Source organism: Halomonas sp. M1, from assembly GCF_029581375.1.
GTDB lineage: Bacteria > Pseudomonadota > Gammaproteobacteria > Pseudomonadales > Halomonadaceae > Vreelandella.
This window is the reverse complement of sequence record NZ_CP121119.1, coordinates 175,871-197,446: the sequence shown is the minus strand read 5'-3', so window position 1 is coordinate 197,446 and position 21,576 is coordinate 175,871. Positions and strand designations below refer to the sequence as shown.

At 52.6% G+C, this 21,576-nt stretch carries 16 protein-coding genes; 4 read left to right on the top strand and 12 right to left on the bottom strand.

Going from position 1 to position 21,576, the window contains the following annotated elements; all coding sequences use genetic code 11:
- Positions 1 to 154 precede the first annotated feature (154 nt).
- Positions 155 to 1,618 carry a glyceraldehyde-3-phosphate dehydrogenase gene (locus tag P8S54_RS00860; protein WP_281442843.1) on the bottom strand — a complete coding sequence of 488 codons (1,464 nt, stop codon included), beginning with the start codon at positions 1,616 to 1,618 and terminating at the stop codon, positions 155 to 157.
- A 269-nt stretch (positions 1,619 to 1,887) separates the two neighbouring features.
- Here P8S54_RS00860 and mfd point away from each other — a divergent pair, with 269 nt between their 5' ends.
- Both mfd and P8S54_RS00850 read left to right on the top strand, forming a co-directional pair.
- A complete protein-coding gene (mfd, locus tag P8S54_RS00855) occupies positions 1,888 to 5,337 on the top strand; it encodes a transcription-repair coupling factor (RefSeq protein WP_281442842.1) in 3,450 nt (1,149 codons plus the stop codon).
- Positions 5,338 to 5,487: 150 nt separating this feature from the next.
- Positions 5,488 to 6,621, top strand: a complete 1,134-nt coding sequence (locus P8S54_RS00850; RefSeq protein ID WP_281442841.1) for a L,D-transpeptidase family protein — start codon at positions 5,488 to 5,490, stop codon at positions 6,619 to 6,621.
- A 100-nt stretch (positions 6,622 to 6,721) separates the two neighbouring features.
- On the opposite strand, the gene P8S54_RS00845 is transcribed toward P8S54_RS00850, so the two are convergent.
- From P8S54_RS00845 to P8S54_RS00820, 6 genes are all read right to left on the bottom strand, one after another.
- On the bottom strand, positions 6,722 to 6,985 hold the full coding sequence (locus P8S54_RS00845) for an Lpp/OprI family alanine-zipper lipoprotein (protein WP_016914087.1): 264 nt from the start codon (positions 6,983 to 6,985) through the stop codon (positions 6,722 to 6,724).
- 224 nt (positions 6,986 to 7,209) lie between these two features.
- Positions 7,210 to 7,839: a L,D-transpeptidase gene (locus P8S54_RS00840; RefSeq protein WP_281442840.1), complete on the bottom strand. Its 630-nt coding sequence runs from the start codon at positions 7,837 to 7,839 to the stop codon at positions 7,210 to 7,212.
- Between the two features lie 156 nt (positions 7,840 to 7,995).
- Positions 7,996 to 8,460, bottom strand: a complete 465-nt coding sequence (locus P8S54_RS00835; protein WP_281442839.1) for a 2-hydroxyacyl-CoA dehydratase — start codon at positions 8,458 to 8,460, stop codon at positions 7,996 to 7,998.
- Between the two features lie 121 nt (positions 8,461 to 8,581).
- Complete coding sequence (locus P8S54_RS00830; RefSeq protein WP_281442838.1) at positions 8,582 to 9,043, bottom strand: DUF6586 family protein; 462 nt, start codon at positions 9,041 to 9,043, stop codon at positions 8,582 to 8,584.
- Positions 9,040 to 11,667 (bottom strand): type I DNA topoisomerase, encoded by a 2,628-nt coding sequence (gene topA / locus P8S54_RS00825; RefSeq protein WP_281442837.1) that lies wholly within the window; start codon positions 11,665 to 11,667, stop codon positions 9,040 to 9,042. The genes P8S54_RS00830 and topA overlap by 4 nt, the downstream gene beginning before the upstream one ends.
- A 308-nt stretch (positions 11,668 to 11,975) precedes the next feature.
- On the bottom strand, positions 11,976 to 14,603 hold the full coding sequence (locus P8S54_RS00820; RefSeq protein WP_281442836.1) for a DUF3141 domain-containing protein: 2,628 nt from the start codon (positions 14,601 to 14,603) through the stop codon (positions 11,976 to 11,978).
- Between the two features lie 336 nt (positions 14,604 to 14,939).
- Here P8S54_RS00820 and P8S54_RS00815 point away from each other — a divergent pair, with 336 nt between their 5' ends.
- Together P8S54_RS00815 and lipA are read left to right on the top strand one after the other, a co-directional pair.
- Positions 14,940 to 15,926, top strand: coding sequence for a LysR family transcriptional regulator (locus P8S54_RS00815; protein ID WP_281442835.1), 987 nt, complete (start codon positions 14,940 to 14,942; stop codon positions 15,924 to 15,926).
- 150 nt (positions 15,927 to 16,076) lie between these two features.
- Complete coding sequence (lipA, locus tag P8S54_RS00810) at positions 16,077 to 17,129, top strand: lipoyl synthase (protein WP_281442834.1); 1,053 nt, start codon at positions 16,077 to 16,079, stop codon at positions 17,127 to 17,129.
- Between the two features lie 111 nt (positions 17,130 to 17,240).
- On the opposite strand, the gene lipB is transcribed toward lipA, so the two are convergent.
- The 5 genes from lipB to mltB all read right to left on the bottom strand — a co-directional run bounded on the left by lipB (position 17,241) and on the right by mltB (position 21,568).
- Positions 17,241 to 17,888: a lipoyl(octanoyl) transferase LipB gene (gene lipB, locus P8S54_RS00805; RefSeq protein WP_281442833.1), complete on the bottom strand. Its 648-nt coding sequence runs from the start codon at positions 17,886 to 17,888 to the stop codon at positions 17,241 to 17,243.
- A 2-nt stretch (positions 17,889 to 17,890) separates the two neighbouring features.
- A complete protein-coding gene (locus P8S54_RS00800; protein WP_281442832.1) occupies positions 17,891 to 18,202 on the bottom strand; it encodes a DUF493 domain-containing protein in 312 nt (103 codons plus the stop codon).
- Positions 18,203 to 18,313: 111 nt separating this feature from the next.
- Positions 18,314 to 19,513 (bottom strand): D-alanyl-D-alanine carboxypeptidase family protein, encoded by a 1,200-nt coding sequence (locus P8S54_RS00795; protein ID WP_035539866.1) that lies wholly within the window; start codon positions 19,511 to 19,513, stop codon positions 18,314 to 18,316.
- 70 nt (positions 19,514 to 19,583) lie between these two features.
- Entirely contained in the window at positions 19,584 to 20,597 is a 1,014-nt protein-coding gene (locus P8S54_RS00790) for a septal ring lytic transglycosylase RlpA family protein (RefSeq protein ID WP_281442831.1), read from the bottom strand.
- Entirely contained in the window at positions 20,594 to 21,568 is a 975-nt protein-coding gene (gene mltB, locus P8S54_RS00785) for a lytic murein transglycosylase B (RefSeq protein WP_281442830.1), read from the bottom strand. Before mltB ends, P8S54_RS00790 begins: the two co-directional genes overlap by 4 nt.
- Positions 21,569 to 21,576: the final 8 nt, after the last annotated feature.

Here is a 21,576-nt window from a genome sequence, read left to right as displayed (position 1 = left end):
TCCAAAGGTGCTATATGCTTTTACAGCGCGTTTGTTTCTGGTACGAAAACGCCACCCGAAGGTGGCGTTGACAATAAGCGCTAGAAGAGCGGGCAAAACACCACCCTATCCTTAGCTATCAAGGCAGAACGCCTATGCTAAGCAAAGAGGGCAATTAGCCCACTTGGCGTGGCAGCTTCAAAAACTGCACATTCGACATCTGCTGAAGAATACGAATGACCTGGCAGCTATAACCAAACTCATTGTCGTACCAAACGTATACAACAGCATGATTACCGTTAGCGATGGTCGCTTTGGCATCCACAATGCCTGCATGGCGATTACCAACGAAATCAGAAGAGACCACTTCTGCCGAGTCGACAAAATCGATCTGCTTTTGGTAGGCAGAGTCAATCGACATACGGCGCAAATAGTCGTTGAGCGCCTCAGCGTCGGTGCCCTTATCTAGCGTCAGGTTCAAAATCGCCATGGAAACATTGGGTGTTGGCACACGGATAGCGTTACCCGTTAGCTTACCCTCAAGCTCCGGCAGCGCTTTAGAAACAGCTTTTGCAGCACCCGTCTCAGTCAATACCATGTTAAGCGCCGCACTACGGCCACGACGGTCGCCTTTATGGTAGTTGTCGATTAGGTTCTGATCGTTGGTGTAGGCATGCACCGTTTCTACGTGGCCATTCACCACACCGTACTCATCGTTGAGCACTTTCAGCACGGGCACAATGGCATTGGTAGTGCAAGACGCGGCTGAAACAATGCGGTCTTCATCACTGATGGCACCGTGGTTAATACCGAAGACAATATTTTTAATATCACCTTTACCCGGCGCCGTCAGCAACGCTTTCGCTGCGCCCTTACACTCAAGGTGCTGACCAAGACCTGCTTCATCGCGCCAAATGCCGGTATTATCGACGATGACAGCGTTATTAATATCATAAGCAGTGTAATCGATTTCACTGGGCGAATCGGCGTAGATCACCTGTACCACATTACCATTTACGATAAGCGTACGCGCCTCAACATCAATCGAAATAGTGCCTTCAAAAGGCCCATGGACGGAGTCGCGACGAAGCAGGCTAGCGCGTTTTTCAAGATCTTTTGCTACGTCACCACGGCCACGTACAACAATCGCGCGTAGGCGCAGCAAGTTACCACCGCCAGCCTTTTCAACCAGCACACGAGCCAGCAAGCGACCGATACGACCAAAGCCATACAGCACCACGTCCTGAGGCTCACCAGTGCTAGCACCTGGCTTGTAGCCGTCAATGATGTCACTTAGCTCGTCACGCAGAAAGGCGTTTAGATCGCTTCCACTCTGGCGCTTAAAATTGACGGCTAGCTTGCCAACATCTACATGAGCAGGCCCCAGGTTTAGCTCACTCATCGCCTTGACGATGGGGAACGTATCTTCAACTGATAGCTCAGTGCCTTCGATCTTACGCACAAAGCGATGATCTTTAAGGATACGAATAACCGACCGTTTGATCAGCGAACGTCCGAACATGGTGGCAACAACGTTGTTCTGACGGTAAAGCTGCCCGACAAGCGGGATCATCTGCTCTGCCAAGGCTTCGTTGTTTTGCCAATCCTGAAAAACGTTTTCGAGAGCTTGCTGACTCACGTGCGGCCTCATTGAGTAGTGAAAACAGGGTCATAAAGAAAAAACCAAGGTGCATTATCCTGGGCTTAAGGCTCAGTAGCAATCAAAGGTTAGTCGCACAGCATGTAGGGGTATTACAGAAAGAGGCCATTGACTACAAATCGCAAATAATATGGAGGCAACGAAACATAACAGAGCCACCCATCACTCTTGCTCGGCGGGGACTCTAACTGGAAGTATTGATCGTGTATGATCCAAATTCCGTTTCAGCGCAAAACGATACCTTACTTATGCCTTCTTTCTCTCTGCTCGAACCACCCCAGCCACACGGGACTCGCGACACGCTTTACCTCACAGCGCCGCCGGGCAGTGCGACTGCCCTGGCACTCGCCCAGGTAGCGTCTAAGGCCCCACTACTGGTGATCACGCCCAGCACCGCTAGCGCCCAACGTATGGAGCAAGACCTAGCATTCTACAGCACCGTGCCTGTCCTCCCCTTCCCTGATTGGGAAACGCTGCCTTACGACAGCTTTTCTCCCCATCAGGATATTATATCCGCCCGCCTACGCACCTTACGACAGCTCCAGGACGGGGTTCGCGGGATTGTATTGGTTCCTATCAACACGTTAATGCAACGCCTGCCGCCGGTGGAATATATCGCTGGCCGGGTGATGACCTTGCAAACAGGCGCCAAGCTCAATCGTGAAACGTTCAGGGAGTCACTCTCCCGAGCAGGCTATCGCGCTGTTGAGACCGTGTATGAGCCGGGTGAGTACGCTATGCGCGGCGCTATTATCGATCTTTTTGCCATGGGCATGGATGAACCTATCCGGATTGACCTGTTTGATGATGAAATTGATACGCTGCGTCATTTCGACCCAGGCAATCAGCGCTCTACCGATAAACTAGATCATCTTGAACTTCTTCCTGCCCACGAATACTCGTTAAGCCGTAGCGCCATTGCTTGCTTTCGGGAGCAGTTTGAAACCCTATTCGACGTTGATCCGCGCCAAAGCCCGCTCTATAACGACGCTCTCAAAGCCATACCTTCACCCGGGCTAGAGCACTACCTGCCGCTATTTTTCGAACAGACCGCATCACTTTTTGAACACGTCACTGACGACACTCGCGTCGCATTACTACCCGGAATATTTCAAGCCGCCGAGCAGCATTGGCAAGCGATTGAGTCACGCTACGACAACCTTGGAGTAGATTCCACTCGGCCGTTAATACCTCCACATCGCGCGTTCTTTCCCGTTAGTGAGGTCTTCTCGGCGATCAAGGCGCGGCCACGCATAGAGTTAACCGAAGATGAAACGCATCGCCATGCGCTAACCCCTGACGCCCAAGCACTGCCTACCCTGGCGATTAATGCGCGGGCAAAACAGCCGCTCAGCGCATTGGCCGATTTTCTGGAAGCCCAGCCCCAAACGCGAATCCTTTTTGCTGCAGAATCCAGAGGGCGCAGAGAAGCACTAGAAGAAATTCTAGCGCCGCTGCATTTACAACTGCCTCACGTGGAGAGCTTCCACGCCTTCCTAGGCAGCCAACACGGGATGGGCATCACCGAAAGCCAAGTCGGTAGCGGCCTGTGGCTTACTGAACCCAATGTAGCGGTAATTAGTGAAACCGAGCTATTTGGCGATGTGGTTCGCCAGAGCCGCCGTCGGGAAAAAGCGACCGACGATAACGAGCTTGCGGTTCGGCACTTGTCTGAGCTTAAGGAAGGCGCGCCGGTGGTACACCAAGCCCACGGCGTCGGCCGCTATATGGGGCTTGAGACCTTAGAGGCGGGCGGTCAGGCTAATGAGTTTCTCGCTCTCTATTATGCTGATGGGGCAAAACTCTACGTGCCCGTGGATAGCCTGCATCTAATTTCACGCTACAGCGGCGCAGACGACGAGCTGGCACCCTTGCATAAGCTGGGCTCAGATCAGTGGGAAAAAGCACGCCGCAAAGCCGCCGAGAAAATTCGCGACACCGCCGCAGAGCTCCTCGATGTTTATGCCCGGCGAGAAGCCCAGCAAGGCGTGGTTTACGATGCTCCCGCTGAAGAGTACACCCGCTTTTCGGCTAGCTTCCCCTTTGAAGAGACCCCAGACCAGCAAGCCGCAATTGAGGCGGTTATCAGCGACATGACCTCCCCTCAGCCCATGGACCGCGTGGTGTGTGGTGATGTGGGGTTCGGCAAAACCGAAGTCGCCATGCGCGCAGCGTTTCTGGCCGTACAGTCTGGCAGACAAGTTGTGGTATTAGTGCCCACCACGCTGCTTGCCCGCCAACATTTTGAGAACTTCCGCGACCGCTTTGCTGATACCGCGGTCAATATAGGCCTGATCTCCCGTTTTACCGCGGGTAAAGAGATGACTCAAACACTGCAAAGCATCAAAGAGGGTCAAACTGATATTGTCATTGGCACTCATAAGCTGCTTTCAAAAAGCGTTGAGCTGCCAAAAATAGGGCTATTAATTATTGATGAAGAGCACCGCTTCGGGGTTGCTCAAAAGGAAAAACTCAAAACGCTGCGCGCGGAAATTGATATTTTGACGCTTACTGCCACGCCCATTCCACGCACGTTAAATATGGCAATGAGCGGCATTCGAGATCTCTCCATTATTGCCACCCCACCCGCCCGGCGCCTATCAGTCAAAACCTTTGTGCAACAACGCGATAACAGCATTATTAAAGAGGCGCTCTTGCGCGAAATCTTGCGCGGCGGCCAAGTCTATTTTTTGCATAACGAAGTTAAAACTATCGAGAATACCGCTGAGCAGATACGAGAACTGGTACCAGAAGCCCGCGTAGCCGTCGCCCACGGCCAGCTGCCTGAACGCAGTCTTGAGCGGGTTATGTCAGATTTCTACCATCGGCGCTTTAACGTGCTGGTGTGCTCAACGATTATAGAAACAGGCATTGACGTGCCCAGCGCCAACACTATTTTGATTGAGCGTGCTGATAAGTTCGGCCTTGCACAGCTACATCAGCTTCGCGGCCGCGTAGGGCGCAGCCACCACCAGGCCTATGCCTATCTGCTAACGCCGCCACCTAAGGCTATGACGCGGGACGCTGTTAAGCGTCTTGAAGCTATCAGCGCCTCTGATGATCTAGGCGCTGGCTTTACTCTAGCCAGCCACGATATGGAGATCCGCGGCGCAGGCGAGCTACTGGGTGATGAGCAGAGCGGCCAGATGGAAACCATAGGCTACACGCTGTATATGGAAATGCTTGACCGTGCAGTAAAAGCAATTCGTGCGGGCAAAACGCCTAACATAGACGCCCCCTTTAATAACGGCGTGGAAATCAGCCTCAACTTACCCGCCTTGATACCCGATGACTATATTCATGACGTACAGCAGCGGCTAGTCATGTATAAGCGTATTGCCAATACTCAAAGTGACGCGGAACTTAAAGAACTTCAGGTAGAGCTTATTGATCGCTTTGGCCTGCTGCCTGCCCCGCTGAAAAACTTAATTCGGCAAACCAAGCTCCGCCAACGCGCCGAACAGCTAGGCGTGGCCCGCATCGAAGCGGGCGAGAGCAAAGGCCGAGTACTGTTTAACAGCGCCACACAAGTAGACCCATTGACATTAGTGATGCTGATTCAAAAATCACCACAGCACTACCGTTTAGACGGCTCAGACACTTTAAGGTTTGAATTTCCAATGGAATCAGTCGAACAGCGTTTTGAAAAGGTTGAAACTCTGTTGACCACGCTGAATCAAAAAGTAGCGGCGGCGTAATCCTTGGGGCAAACTTATACCTAAGAAGCACATTGGAAGCTTCAATAAGCCAACGCGCTTCTGGCAAATAAGGATGCTCCACCCTGGCAATAACACCTTTGCTTCACCTGACGTGCCTTTACTCAACTGCATTCACTATTAGGAACGACCATGAACACTCGCCATCTTTTCAACCTATGGGGCCCCACCAGCTTAGCGGTCCTGCTGGCGGCTAGCCTTACTGGGCCGGCCTATGCCCAGCCTGTAAGCGAGCAGCAGGCCAGCGAGCAAGCTGTGGTTAGTGATGCAGCTGTAGCTGGTGCAGAGCAGGCAGCCGATCACCGTGAGCTTCCACGCGGCCATTTCCGCTTGCCCGAAAAAGGCGACATCGTTGGTGAGTATTACACTGTCACGGTGGAGGATCAGGAAGAAACCCTAATCGATATCGCTCGTCGGCATAATATCGGCTTCGAAGAGATTCGCATGGCCAACCCTGATGTAAGCTTATGGGTTCCAGGCAAAGGCACAGAAATCGTCATTCCTGCTCAATACATCTTGCCACCCGCGCCCCGTGAAGGCGTCGTCATCAACCTTTCGGAACTGCGTCTTTATTATTACCCAGCCAACAACCCCGGCATTGTGGAAACCTATCCTGTTAGCGTTGGCAGAGACGGCTTTGCTACCCCGGTGGGCATTACACGCACAACGATAAAGGTTAAAGATCCCGCCTGGGCACCCCCTGCATCAATGCGCCGTGAAGCGGCTGAGCGTGGTGAGCCGGCACCGGCGATCGTTCCTCCCGGCCCAGACAACCCTCTTGGCCGTCACGCTATTCTGCTAGCAATGCCTAGCTACTTAATTCACGGCACTAACCGCCCTGACGGAGTGGGCATGCGCGCTAGCCGTGGCTGTATCCGCATGTACCCTGAGGATATTGAGTCACTCTACGACCGTCTACCCAGCGGCACCCAGGTGAATTTGATGGACGCCCCCTTCAAAGCCGGGTGGGCTGAAGACGGCACGCTATTTGTACAAACCTACCCACAGCTTGAAGAGAATATCGATGACTCAGAGCCACTCCAAGACGCCTTAGCACGTCTAAACGAGCTGGTTGAAGACCAAGTTGATGTTGATGAAGAGCAAATCAAGCGGGCAATTGCAGACCCAAATGGCCGCTTTGTAGCGCTTTATGGCCCCCAAGCGCCAGAAGCCGCACCCGTTGAGACGCCCGTTCAACTAGAGGGCTTGCTTGAAGAAGTAGACTTAGAAGTAAGCACCGTTGTACGCATTGAGGGCGAAGCTTAACGCTTAGGCCTTCCAGCCATAAAAAAACCCCGCCGAGGCGGGGTTTTTTACATCTACAGCAACCACTGAACCTAATTGATGTTCAGTGGCCCAAGCAGAATTACTTCTGCATGGAACGCTGGAACATGCGGTTCATTTCTTCACGGTTTTGCTCAGACATCTGCAGAGCAGCTTGCGCGTCGCGCTGAGCTTGGTTAGCAGTGTTCAGAGCTTGTGAAGCCATGCTGCGTGCTTCTGCAGCATCAGCTTGTGCAGATTCAGCAGTCATGCGAACTTCTTCCAGTGCGCTGGTAGAAGCACAACCAGCCAGGATTGCCAGAGAAGCGGCAGCGGCAGTCATCTTAAGAGCAGTTTTCAGAGTCATAGTGTTCTCCTTGAGTCTTCCTTGGGTACAACATTAAGGGTATGACAAAAAGTAAGACTAAAGTGTTAGCTTAAATTTGTCTACCTGCGGTGCAGGTTCTTTACAGCGACTAGTACCGAGAATGATCTCCTAGGCACACAAGTCAAACGCTGTTTTATAATAGACAACAACGGATGTCTATAGCCACGTGCTTAAAACCTCGAACTTCCTTCAACGACATAAGCCTAGCGGATCACCACGCGAGTGCCAACACTTACCAACCCTGCCACTCGCTCGATCTCTTCATTAGTGACTGCCACGCACCCTTGGGTCCAGTGGTAGCGACCATGAATATCCGGATCCCCTCCGCCAATACCATGAATACCAATAGCACCACCTAATGCGGTGGTTTGCGGCGGATATCCGTGGCGCCGATAGTAATCGAAATATGCTTCATAATCAGCTTGAGAATAAATGCCTTTCTCAAGTGCCATCCGAGCATGCGGTGGCGTAGGATAATCGATACCTATGAAAATATGCCACTGACTTTGATAATTAAAACGGTTGATACGAAACTCACCCAGCGGCGTGACGTTATCGCCGCGCACACGCTGAGTTTTTGCGCCTGCTCGACCCAATGAAATTGGCGCAATACGATCAATTAATGTATTGCCACGAAAAACACTCAACGAGGCGTCTTTATCGTCAACCAGCAGCCACAGCTCATTGCTGTGGCGCGGAATATGGGCTCGTGAAAGCAGCGTCTCAACCAGATCTGTCGGCTGATAATCACTCACAGGGCTAACAGTCGTTGCATTGGCGACTACTGGCCAGCTTAGTGCTAGCGCCAAAAATCGGCGGCGGTTTAAAGGCATCGTTGTGGCTCTCACTTTGGGCCAGCTTGGCAGGCCAAATAAGGCATTTATGAGGGCTTTTATACCTTATTAACGCTACCACTGTCAGCGATTTCGCCGCACAAAAACCATTTTTTTCTATGGTAACGAGCCAATTTAACTCATTTTTAACGCTTGTTAGATATCTTCAAACTCATGCATGCTAGTTACTAGCTTGCGAGCTTCAGCATTGTGCCCTTCGGCTAACGCTGTAAAAAACTCTTCTTCAGGCTCAATTTTTGACCGCGACGCACGGTGCCCGTAAAGAGCCTGCAAATTGCGATGAGACTCTTCTGCCGTTGCCATTATTTCATCAATTGAACCGGCTACCGAGCGTTCAGCAAGCGCCTCTAACAAGGGGGGCTGAGGGAAGTCGCCGGACTCGTCAAACCAGAGTTCTAGCACTTCACGCTGATCGCTGCCGTCATTAAAAAGTGCTTCCAGCCCGGTCTTCATTTTTAACTCGCTAGAGGCGAGATAAGTTAACGCCATCGCCAGACGCTGATTATCAGCCTGCTCAGCAGCCTCTGTGTACTGGCGCGCCATGCGCGCATGGTAGCCTGCCGCCCACTCGATTAAATCCTTGACTTGGTTGTAGCGCATCCGTGTCATCCTCCCGCGTCATCTCATCATCGGTGAATTGAACTTATTGATTTTTAACGTACTGCCTAGAGTTTAGTGGTTTGTAATAGTTTCGCCACTTTCTCATTCCCTCGACTACTCTCTACCACTCTTGGCTGGTTTCACGTAGCGCCGCTATTTCCTGTTTCGCGGCGGCTATATGGGTGAGTAACTGCTCTGAGAAAGAGGCCTGGCTGGCGACGGCAATCATTGAGGGGTTGTCTACACGCCGCTTGGCAGCCCCTTCACTGCTATGTAGCCGTTCAAGTTGAGCCGTTAACCAACATAGCCAGCTATCCGGCTGGCCGATAAGGTCACGTAGGCGCTGAAGCTCAGCAATGGCTGGGCCATCACTGGCGAGTAGCTGCTGCCAAGCATGCGTCTGCAACCGCGCATGCTCGCAAACCTCTCTGAGCATGGCATTAAGCGCCAGCTCAAAGAGCGCCAAGGCGCTCTCTTCAATCGCCATTTGCCGAACGGGGGCATGCTCATCATCCCCGGCGGGCAAACCCACTAGCAGCTCTGCTTGGTAAAGCAGTTGATTCGTACGAGACCGCGAGCTCACTTACGCTTGTCCTCCACGTGCCATTTACCGGCTTCATAGGTCGCTTTCCAGCCAGTCGCCTTTCCTTCCTCGTCAGTCATCACAAACTGCTCTTTATTTTTACGCGAGAAACGGATTTGCGCTGGGCGTCTGTCTGGATCTTTACTAGGCGCCTTGAGAATAAAGTGGTACTTCTCCGGCAGTTCCTCGGCGTGGGACTTTAACTCCTCCACCAAGGGCGGGCGCGTTTCCCGGTTTTTAGGAAACTTGCTAGCCGCAAGGAATAAGCCACTGGCGCCGTCACGCAGTACGTAGTGGTCATCCACTTTTTGACAGGCCAGCTCTGGCATTGGAATTGGATCCATCTTAGGCGGCGCCACTTCACCACTTTTCAGCAACTTACGTGTGTTTTTACACTCGCTATTTGTACAGCCGAAGTACTTACCAAAACGCCCAGACTTCAGCTGCATTTCCGAGCCGCATTTATCGCACTCAATGATGGGCCCGTCATACCCTTTTATCTTGAACTTACCTGTCTCAATATCGTACCCATCGCAATCGGGACTGTTACCACAAATATGCAGTTTACGGGTTTCATCAATTAGGTAGTTATCCATTGCCGTGCCACACTTCTCGCAACGATGTTTGGCACGCAGGGCATTGGTTTCTGCTTCTTCACCGGCATCTTCGGCAACTGCCTCTTCACCCGGGATCAGATCAATAGTCGTTTTACAGCGCTCTTTAGGAGGCAAGTTGTAGCCACTACAGCCAAGGAACACCCCGGTTGATGCCGTGCGGATCTGCATTTTACGACCACAGCTCGGGCAGTCGATCTCTGTAGGCACCGGCTGGTTGGGGCGCATACCATCTTCGCTTTCAGCTTTGCTTAACTCTCCACGAAACTCTTCGTAAAAAGCATCTAGCAACGCTTGCCAGTTACGCTCACCTTCAGCCACCTCATCTAGGCTATCTTCCATACGCGCCGTAAAAGAGTAATCCATCAAATCAGGGAAGGACTCTTTCAAACGCTCGGTAACGATATCGCCCAGTTTTTCAGCATAAAAACGACGATTTTCTAGCTTCACATAACCACGATCCTGAATCGTGGAAATAATAGATGCATAGGTAGAAGGCCGGCCAATCCCCTGTTTCTCCAACTCTTTTACCAAACTTGCTTCCGTATAACGCGGGGCAGGCTTAGTAAAATGCTGCTGAGGGTCAAGCTTTTCAAGGCCCATGGGCGTGCCTTTGGGCAAATCTGGCAGGCTTTGATCTTCGTTTTTACCACTGGGCTTCATAACTCGGGTATAGCCATCAAACTTAAGCACACGCCCTTTGGCACGCAGATCGTAACCTTCTACTTCAACACTTAGCGTGCTAGATAGGTACTCAGCCGGGGTCATTTGACACGCCACAAACTGGCGCCAAATAAGTTCGTAAAGACGCTCAGCGTCGCGTTCCATTCCCGCTAAGTCAGACGCTTTACGTTCAACGCTAGAAGGCCGGATCGCCTCGTGGGCCTCTTGGGCGCTCTCTTTACTACTGTAACGGTTAGGCGCTTCCGGCAAGTAGCGCTCACCGTACTCATCGCCAATAAAAGCCCGCACCCCCTCCACCGCATCTTTGGAGAGATTTGTGGAGTCCGTGCGCATATAGGTGATGTAGCCCGCCTCGTAAAGGCGCTGAGCCATGGTCATGGTCTTTTTAACTGAAAACCCTAACCGACCACTAGCGGCTTGCTGAAGCGTCGAAGTGATGAACGGCGCCGTGGGCTTGGAGCTCGTGGGCTTATCTTCACGGGAGGTGATGGCAAGCTTCGCCTTGCGCAGTTTCTCAATGCGATCAAGGGTGTCTTTCTGCGAGGTTGGTCGAAATGCCTTGCCATCCTGACGCGCCAACGCAAACCGCACCAGCTCACCGTCCGGCGAAACCAGATCGGCATGCACATCCCAAAACTCTTCAGGAATGAAGGCACGAATTTCACGCTCACGCTCCACGATCAGGCGAACGGCGACTGATTGTACGCGACCGGCCGAAAGGCCACGGGCAATTTTGGCCCACAGCAATGGCGAGAGCATGAAGCCTACGACGCGATCCAGGAAGCGGCGCGCCTGCTGAGCCTCAACCCGTGGAATATTGAGCACCCCAGGTGCCTTAAACGCATCCTGGATAGCGTTCTTGGTAATCTCGTTAAATACAACGCGCTTGTAACGGCTTTCATCACCACCGATGGTCTCGCGCAGGTGCCAGGCAATGGCTTCACCTTCGCGGTCCAAATCCGTTGCGAGATAAACAGCATCAGCCTTTTCGGCTAATTTTTTTAGCTCGGCAACCACTTTCTCTTTACCGGGTAACACTTCGTAGTGGGCTTCCCATCCATTACCAGGATCGATACCCATACGCCGTATCAGTTGGTCCTGGGCCTTGCGCTTCTTATACTCTGCCTTCTCTTCCACGGACATCTTACGCGTTGCCGCGGCCTGGCGAGCGCGCTCCTTGGGATCGGAGGCTGCCTTACCTGAGCCGCTGGTCGGTAGGTCACGTATATGACCCACGCTCGACTTGACGATGAAATCGTTGCCGAGGTACTTATTTATCGTCTTCGCTTTCGCTGGCGATTCGACGATGACCAGTGACTTACCCATAGTGCTCCACTTTCCTATTGCTTAGGCTACCTAGCCCATGCTCTGAATACGGCGCCGCATCAATTAACATTAGCGACTGCGTGAAAAATGCGCCTACCCTACCCCAGCACTTACTTAAGCGCCAGTGGCAACCACGACGAAGGGCGCCACACTGAATGTGACCAGAACCATGCTGAGGCCCCATAAGTTTTTATCACAAAGTAGCTAGACACTAGACTGCCGCCACAAGGACGGCAACCCAAAATAAGCGCAATCAAATAAAACGCCCCTGCTTTTTAGCAGGGGCGTATACGTTACCAAGCCTTTGTTTAACGCTTACGCGGTGTTTTGCGTCGTGCCACTGAGGCAGGTTTTGGCTTTTCTCCCTCGGCATTATCACTAGGCGTCGCCGCCTGCTTTTTATCAGCCGTCGTAGTCGCTGCAGCCTTTGCAGGAGTGGCAGCGAGACTTTCACTGGCGGCTTTACCAGCCGTTTCAGAGGTTTCTTTAGCGCTATGGCTAGCTGCTTTCACCTCTGCTTTAGCTGCGTTTTCAGAGGCTGCGTTCTCAGGGGCAGCTTTCTCAAGCACTTTTTCTGAAGCTTTTTCAACCGATGGATCCAGTGCCTTTTGAGCAGCTTTCTGAGGTGCTTTCTCAATCGCCGCAGGAGTAGCCGCCTGTTTAGCCACGGCAGGTTTAGGCTTAGCCGGACGCGCCTTATCAAACAGAGCTTTTACCTGACTAAAGCGCTCAGCGGCGTGCTCAGACAGCTCCCCACTGGCTGCAAAAACATGCTCTAGGTGCTCTACTTGGCTATCAATTTCCTCATTACTCTGCCCTTTTAGTAGGTCAGGTAGGGTATTGAGCGCCTGTTCCCGATCCATTTTCAGCAAAAAGAACTGTTCACGCACCAAGTGCTTGAAATCGCTTAGCGAGGCTGTCGGCTCAAGCTCGGCGCGAGAAGCGCGTAGTCGTTTAAAGTTACGTTCATCAGTCGCCGTTGCACCGCCCAGCACGTAGATGATCGAGCGCATAGCAGCCTCATGAGTACCGCCATGGGAGAACTTTTCACGCAGCTCATTTTTGCGGTTCTCAATAAAGCGACGGTGCTCTGGCTCAGCACCAGGACGACGGCGATGCACATGCGCATCCCCATGCAAACCAACCGCCGCCTGCAAGAGAGGCTGTCCATAAATGTCCATAAACAGACGTTCAGTAGAACTGTCGCGCAGGTCGCGCCAAGCATTAAGCCCCGCAGTAATTTGATCAGACGCCATCGATTCCAGTGCTTTGAAGAAATTATCCTGGCCTATCTCCTGACGATTGCGGCGTACGGTTTCTGCCATCACCGGTAGCGGCACCGTTAATGGGTTGCGGTCAGAAAGCAACTTATAACCTAGGCGAATGGGGTGCATACGGCGCGTCCAGCGCGCCGCTTCCGGCGTCATCACCGCGCGCAACCAAGGCTGCATAAAGAGACGATAAAAACCGAGATTTATCTCAGAAATACGCGCAACGGTCGCGAAACGCCGATCATCTTCGGGCTTATGCATCACATCGCGGTCTAACTCTTCAAAGTTACGCGCGGTAAACTCTAGCAGATAATCTCGCTCGATCAGCTCGGCATCATCGCGCTCACTGGCATGGGATACCGTCGTTTCGTAAAGCCCCGGGGGCATTACATCGATATAGTCCATGTTCGCCGTAAACTCTGAATGCTCCTTACGTGACACACTGCCGGAAACAAAGATTCCAAGGTGCCCCGTCGTATCGTGCAGGCAGTACACAATGGTCTGCTCGTTGGCGATGATATCTTCTTCGCCTTCGTATAGATCCCGAATCCAGCCAAGTGCTTGAGGCGGCGGCGTAATATCATCGCCCCGTGAGCAAAACACCACAACCGGTGAGCGGACATTGCGCAAGTCAATACGACGCCCATCCCGGGTGACTAACTGCGCGGTGGAAAGGCGGTTTCCGACAAAGAGGTTATCAACGATGTACTGGATTTCTTCACCACCCAAAACCACGTGGCCGCCCCACCAGCGTTCAAATTCTAGATACCGCTCTTTTTCAGTATCGATATTCGAGTAGAGATGAAACTGTTTTTTCCAGTATGTATTAGCCGGATTGAGACGCTCAAAGTTTTGCACCAACCAAGCGCCATCAAACAGACCGTTACCTAAATCGCTGGTTAACGCGGTAATCCAGCTCCCCCCTGTCATGCCGCCTGTATAGCGCATGGGTGCTTTACCATGCTCGCCCGCCCAATAAGAGAGCGGAGCACCCGCTATTAAGATGGGGCCAAAGACGTCGGGTTCTAACGCGGCAGCCATCATAATTTGCCACCCTGCCTGACAGTTGCCGACCACCATCGGCTTTTCAACCGTATCAGGGTGTAACGCGATAACATGGCGCAAAAAGGCCACTTCTGCTTCAACCACGTCTTCGACGGTTTGACCCGGCTCAGGGAACGGTAAAAAACCAATGAAATAACAAGGATGGCCGGCCTTTAAGGCTACCCCCAGCTCGCTATCGGGTTTAAAGCCGCCAATGCCAGGGCCGTGCCCTGCACGGGGGTCAACCACCACAAAGGGCCGCTTCTTGGGATCAATGTATGTATTAGCGGGGGGAAGAACTCGCAGCAGTTCGTAGTTCGTCGGATGGGGCAGCGTACGCCCGTCGAGCAATACTTCGGTTTCAAAACCAAGCACATTGGGCTTGGTCTGCTCCATATGTTCAAGGTATTGGTTGCCGCGTTCGCGCATCGCATCCCAATAGAGGATGTTACGTTCTAAGCTATCACGCCAGTACGACATGGCAGAACGCCCGAACCCAAAAGGGTCGATAACGCTGGCAAGGGCTTCCCCGCCGGGTAGCGCTGTTAAATCATTGGCAATGCCTGACCAAGCACTACTGAGCCCTTGGTCAGGTAGTAAAGGGTTAGCGAGAAAGTTCATAGATCCTCCCATTGGAGTGATGCGGGGCATCAATCCCGAAGCAATGATGCTGCAGTGCAATATAGTTTAGGCTACTCTTCGCGTGACGTCGATGCCTCCCTTGATCAATTCTTACGACATAGCGCTAAAGACGGCTGACTACTTCAGTGGTAGCATCGTCTAATTAGCGCAAACTTTAAAACGCTGTCTTTCATAAAGAAATTCCTTTATAAGCGCTTTCTACTGCGCTATTTATGGCTACAGCACATTACAACCAGTGCACAATAATAGAGTTACAGAGCAACTTATTGTTACAGCGTTCACTATCGCTGGAGGGTATTACCGAGAGGTTGTTTTATGTCGTCCCCTACGCTGCTAAACCGCCTGACCTTTCGTCAACTTCAAGTATTTCAGGAAGTGCATCGCCAGCGCTCTTATTCTCGCGCGGCAGAACAGCTCGGCCTTACCCAACCCGCTGTCAGCGCCCAAATCCGCCAGCTTGAGCAAGCCGTAGGCCAACCGCTATTTAAATATGCGGGCAAAACTCTCCATGTACTGCCCGCAGCGGACACGTTGGCGCTCTCTACTCGAGAGATCATTGGTCAACTTTCTCGGCTTCAGATGAACCTCTCGGACATTAACGGCAAAATTAGCGGCGAACTTAATATCGCGGCCGTTTCATCCGCCCAATATGTAGTGCCTTACTTGCTTGCTCGTTTTCGTGCGCGCTATCCAGACGTTCGAATACGCTTAAAAGTGTGCAATCGCAGCCAAGCGCTTGAAAGACTAGCACAGCAGAAAGATGACGTAGTGATTATGGCAATGGTGCCGGACGACGACGGCTTGGTCGTTATGCCTATTTTAGATAACGAATTAATCGCCGTCGTATGGCCTCAACATCCGCTACTAAACGCCCCTGCGCCCTCTCTAGCTGATTTTGCCCGCCATTACCTCTTAATGCGCGAACCCGGCTCAGGGGTGCGCAATGCCTTTGAACAGCTGGCAGCCAACCAAGAAGTGGGCCTTCCTCATCGCATTGAGTTAGGAACCAACGAGGCGATCAAGCAGGGTGTCATGGCGCACTTGGGCATTGCGGTACTCCCTCGTTTAGCAGTACAACTAGAGCTTGAGCAGGGGTTACTTGCATCGCTGGCATTACCCAACTTTCCTATCCGCCGCTCTTGGTGCGCCGTTCACCGACGTGACCATTTCCCCACGCCGGTTGCGGAGCTCTTTTTACGCTTTACCCGTGAGCATCTAGACGAGTATCGGCGCTACTTTCAAACGCCCTCAAGCCCATTGCCCAGTCACGGTGTTTCTTGTCTGCCTATGCTGCCTGTTTAGGCAGCCCATGCAACGTACTCAGAGTGTCTTGTTCTCTATGAGATATGTTACATTACCCTACTACCTACGTATGATTTAGCGTACTCAGGGCTTGGTCAGTTTTAACGCGGAGTGATGCTGGCCTGCCGCACAGTCGAGAGGCTCTTTTCTATGAGCAATAACCCCTCACAACGTGTGCCCAGCGGTGAAAAATTCCGCAATGAACACGGCATGACGGTGATCAAAGACGGCATGAAGCAGCGCAAAGCGCAGGCGGATGCCCCTTCTCTTGAGCGTAAGCCTAAGTGGTTACGCGCTCAGATTCCTGGTGGTGAACGGTTTGAAGCGGTTAAGAAAAATGTCGCTACTCACCGCCTTAGCACCGTGTGCGCCGAATCGCATTGCCCCAACATGGGCGAATGCTGGAGCAACGGTACCGCGACTATTATGCTGATGGGCTCCGTATGTACCCGCGCATGCCGCTTTTGTGCAGTAGATACTGGCAACCCCAAAGGTTGGCTGGACACCGAAGAGCCTGAAAACACAGCCAAGTCTGTTGAACTAATGGGGCTTCGCTATATCGTGCTTACTTCCGTCGATCGCGACGATTTAGACGACGGTGGCGCGACACATTATGCCAACTGTATTCGCGCTATTAAGGCGCGTACGCCAGAGGTTGTTGTTGAAGCGCTAACCCCCGATTTTGATGGACAAAAAGACGCTATTGAACGGGTAGTGGATTCCGGGCTGGAGGTGTTTGCTCAGAATGTTGAAACGGTAGAACGCTTAACCCAAAAGGTACGGGATCCACGCGCTGGCTATCGCAAAACGCTCGACGTTTTGGCGCATGCCAAGAAGTATCGTCCCGATGTCATCACTAAAACCAGCTTGATGTTAGGACTCGGCGAAACTGACGAAGAGATTTTACAGACTTTCGACGACCTACGTGAGATTGGCGTTGATATCGTAACTCTTGGCCAATACCTACGCCCAACCAAAAACCACCTTGCTGTAGAGCGCTGGGTAACCCCAGAAGAGTTCGACCGCTACCGCGTGCTGGGGCTAGAAAAAGGCTTTATGGAAGTCCCCTCAGGGCCCTTGGTACGCTCAAGCTATCGTGCTGACCGCGTGTTTGAGAAAAACAATCTTGGTCTTGCGTCACCTGCAGCCGTCCCGGGCCAAGAAACAGATACCAGCCGTATTCCTGCGTTGAACGTAGGGTGACACGCCTATGCCGCTGTAAATGCACGTGCTGAGGGTATGCGTAGAGGTACCCTCTCCTATTTACAGCGGCAAACCCCTAAATCCATACCGTCGGTGTTTTTGGCACTACAGTTATGCAACGGTTACTAGCTCACGCTTTAGCTCTGCGGCTAACGCAAACGCTAGCTGTTCCCCCACCACTTGATGATCAGGCTTGATTGCGACCAGATCGGCTAAACGGGTTACCGGCATGCCGGCATACCCGCAGGGATTGATACGCGCAAACGGTGATAAATCCGCATCTACATTGAGCGCCACACCGTGATAGCTTGCCCCCCGCCTAATACGCAACCCTAGTGAGGCGATTTTTGCCTCTCCTAGCGCAGTATCCACATATACGCCCGGTGCATCTGGCCTGGCGCGAGCACTAACCCCATACTTGCTGAGTACGTGAATCACTGCATTTTCAAGGGCGGTAACCAAATCACGCACACCAATCTTGTTTCGTCGAATATCTAACAGCGGATAGAGCACTACCTGACCAGGGCCGTGGTAAGTGACCTGGCCGCCACGGTCAGTTTGCACCACAGGGATATCACCCGGCATTAATAAATGCTCAGGTTTACCTGCCTGCCCTTGGGTAAAAACAGGGTCATGCTCGACGAGCCAAAACTGATCGGGAGTTGCTTCGCCTCGCGTATCAGTCAGCGCACGCATTGATTCCCACACGGGCAAGTACGCGCTGCGGCCAAGAAGGTGAAGCTCAATGGGGGCGTTCATTGCTATACCACCATGTGCACGCGGCCAGTGGCTTTTAAAGCGTCAAACAACTGACTAAGCTGTTGTTCGCCCGTTGCCTTAATCACAATGCGCACCGACTGAAAACGACCGTTGCGACTATCCACCACCTGAATGAGGCTTTCATCAAAACCAGGCGCGTGCCTATGGATTACTTGGCACACACAGGCTGCAAAGTCTTCAGCAGCGTCGCCCACCACTTTCAGCGAGTAATCACAAGGAAAGGTAATTTTGGGAGATGGGGGCGCGGCAGGCTGCCGCAAGTCGCGAAGCCCTTTTTTTGCATCCTTTTTCATAAGTTGCCTTCAATTACCAAATAAGAGAACGAGTCACTAGGAGCCAAGCCCATTAGCCGCGCCCCTAGCCCTCTAGTGAAAGTACCGTTAACGAGTGAAAAGCGTACGGCATTAGCCGGTGAAGTTGCTGACCAAGCCGCTGAAAAAGCGCCTTACCTGATCAAACAATCGCTTAAACAACCCACCCTCTTCAACATTTTCAAGGGCAACCAGTTGACGCTCACCAACCATATCCTCGCCGAGATACACTTCTAAGGTACCTACTTCATCGCCTACAGCGACCGGCGCTTGCAGGTCTTGCTTAAGATTAAGGCGCGCGCGAAGCTCTTCATTGCGATTGCGCGGTAGCGTCATGAATACTTCTTCGTTAACTCCAACCCGTAGTTCGTTCATTTCGCCACCCCACACTCGCGGCGTCGCAAGTACAGCGCCTCGTTCATAGAGCTTCATGGTTTCATAGAAGCGAAAGCCGTAGCTGAGCAGTTTCTGCGTCTCTTGAGCGCGCGCCTCCTCTGAACTTGTACCCATCACAACAGATATTAGACGCATATCATCACGCTTGGCTGAGGCTACCAAGCCGTAACCAGCCTCAGTTGTCCAGCCAGTTTTCAAGCCATCAACCGTGGGGTCGCGCCAAAGCAGCCGGTTGCGATTAGGTTGGTCGATGCCGCTAAAGGAGAAAGTGCGCTGGGAGTAAATCGCATAGTGCTCAGGGTAATCATTGATGATGTATTGAGAAAGCAGCGCCATATCACGAGCGGTTGAGTAGTGATTATCACCCGGCAGCCCGGTGGCATTTTGAAAATTTGTATTATTCATGCCCAAACGCGTGGCATGCTGGTTCATCAAATCCGCAAAGGGTGCTTCCCCCCCAGCCAAGTGCTCGGCAATAGCGACACTGGCATCGTTGCCTGAAACAATAACTATGCCATGCAACAGATCATCGACTGAGACACGATCGCCCACTTCAATAAACATTTTGGAACCGCCGGTGCGCCATGCCCTCTCGCTGATGTTAACCATATCGGTGAGGCTAATGGTGCCGCGATCCAACTCACGCTCTACTAGGTAAGCCGTCATCAGCTTAGTGAGACTCGCCGGGGGCAAACGCTCATCAGAGTTATGTTCAGCAAGCACACGCCCGCTATGAGCATCCATCAGTATCCACGAGCTTGCCGCAAGCTGTGGTGCAGCTGGAATAATCGTCTGCGGCTGAGGAACGGGCTGGGCCGAGGCAGGTAAAGCTACCACCGTCATTGCTGCAAACAAGCAGAGCTGAGCTGAACGACGAAACGACATTACTATATTCATTACTAACTTCTCACTTACATAGAGAATGGACGTGATGAGACACGCCATTAAGGATAAATAAAAGGGCGACTTATCTCACGACAAACACTTGCGGGAAACCTGCGTGGCGCAATGCCTCTCGGGCTTGTGTCTCTTGGGCAGGCATTACTGGCCCGACCTGCACACGGTGAACGTCTGCATCACTCATTACGCGTACTGAATGTGCAAGCTCACCCTGCAGACGCCGCTGCAGCTGCTCGGCACCTTCGGCAGTTCCCAGCGCGGCAATTTGCAGATACACCGCAGTACCCGCTTCTTGACCACTAGCCGCTTGTGCTTGAGAGGCAGCTTGTTGCTGGGGCGCTGCTGCTGCGGATGCTGAAGCACCTGAAGCGGTAGCAGATTGAGCGGTTGCCGGTTTTGGTTCTGATGCGCTGCCACCTCTGCCCCGCTCCGCAAGCCATTGCGCTGGGTCAAGCGCTTCGACGCGAACCGGCCCTGTTCCATTTTCTAAAAACCCTAACCGTGCCGCCGCCGCGTAAGAAAGGTCAATTTCACGATCACTATGGAAAGGCCCACGATCATTCACCCGCACAATCACCGACTCACCGTTATCTAAACTGGTCACACGAGCAAAGGTTGGCAACGGCAAAGAACGGTGGGCGGCCGTCATTTTATACATGTCGTAAATTTCACCGTTAGACGTGGCATAACCATGAAATTTCTCGCCATACCAGGAGGCCGTGCCCTGCCGCGCATACCCTTTAGAATCAGGCAACACACGGTAGGTTTCACCCCACACCTCATAGGTGGGGCGATTTCCAGCGCGCGATAAAGGTTCAATGCGCGGCTCGGCATCCGGCACTTTGCTTACATCCGGTGGCTCAAGCGGATAAGCATCACCTGACATCGCGTAGCGGCCACCGCTAGTACCAGCACTACTGGAACCGCTTGTTGCAACAGTGCTACTCGATGTGGAAGCACTCGAAGACCGATCCGTATCAACACTGGTTCGCTGGGTTTCTTGACTAGCGCAGCCACTCATTAGGGCGACGATAGTGACAGCACCAGCCACGCCCCGGACATCTGTCAGCACTGTTTTCATCCTTGGTCCTCTACCTGCCGCTCAATGGCTTCAGATAACTCTGCCACCGCCATTGCATAGAGATGGCTGTGGTTGTATCGGGTAATGACATAGAAATTGTACTCACCCAACCGGTAGCGGATACTGCCGTCGGCGAACTCCAGCATCAAGGGTACGGCGGGAAGCGTTGGTTCGAGCGCCACCTCAGGCTCAATCCCTGCTTCTACTACATCCGCCACGGTAACTGCGGGCGAACGCGTTTGATTAAAGCTTAGTGTCTCTGGTGGTGACGTGGGCCCACTCGCTTCGTGATAAATAGTGCCGTCACGCTGCCAACCATGCACCGCGAAATAATTGGCCACGCTGCCAATCGCATCGACGGGATTTTCCCATAGGTCACGAATACCGTCGTCGTCGAAATCGACGGCGTAGGCTTGGTAACTAGTAGGGATAAATTGCGGATAGCCCATGGCTCCCGCATAGGAGCCATATAGCGCTGTGGGTTCAACACCCTGCTCGTGAGCAATCTGTAAGAATGCAGCCAGCTCACCGCGGAAAAAATCGCCACGCACCGGGTGATGAAATGCCAACGTTGCCAGCGAATCGAGTACCCGGTGGCGGCCTTTATGGCGCCCATAGTAGGTTTCCACGCCAATAATAGCGGTTACAACCTCACGGGGAACCCCATATACCTCTTCAGCACGGGCGAGCGTATCCGCATGTTCCTGGATAAAAGCAGCGCCTTCTTCGATTCGCTGATCGGTCATGAATATTTCCCGATACTCATGCCAGCTTAACCGGCGCTCAGCCGCACCCTCCATAGCATCCAGCACGCCCTGGCTATAATTGGCTTGGTTAAATGTTTCGGTCAGCCAGGCTTCTGGCAACCCTTCGGCTACCAGTTCATCAACCAATTGCTGGGTACGCTCATGGTGCTGCGGGTCAAAATGCGCCTGCTCCTCAGCCCATACGGCAGGAATTGAGCATGCCATTACGACAG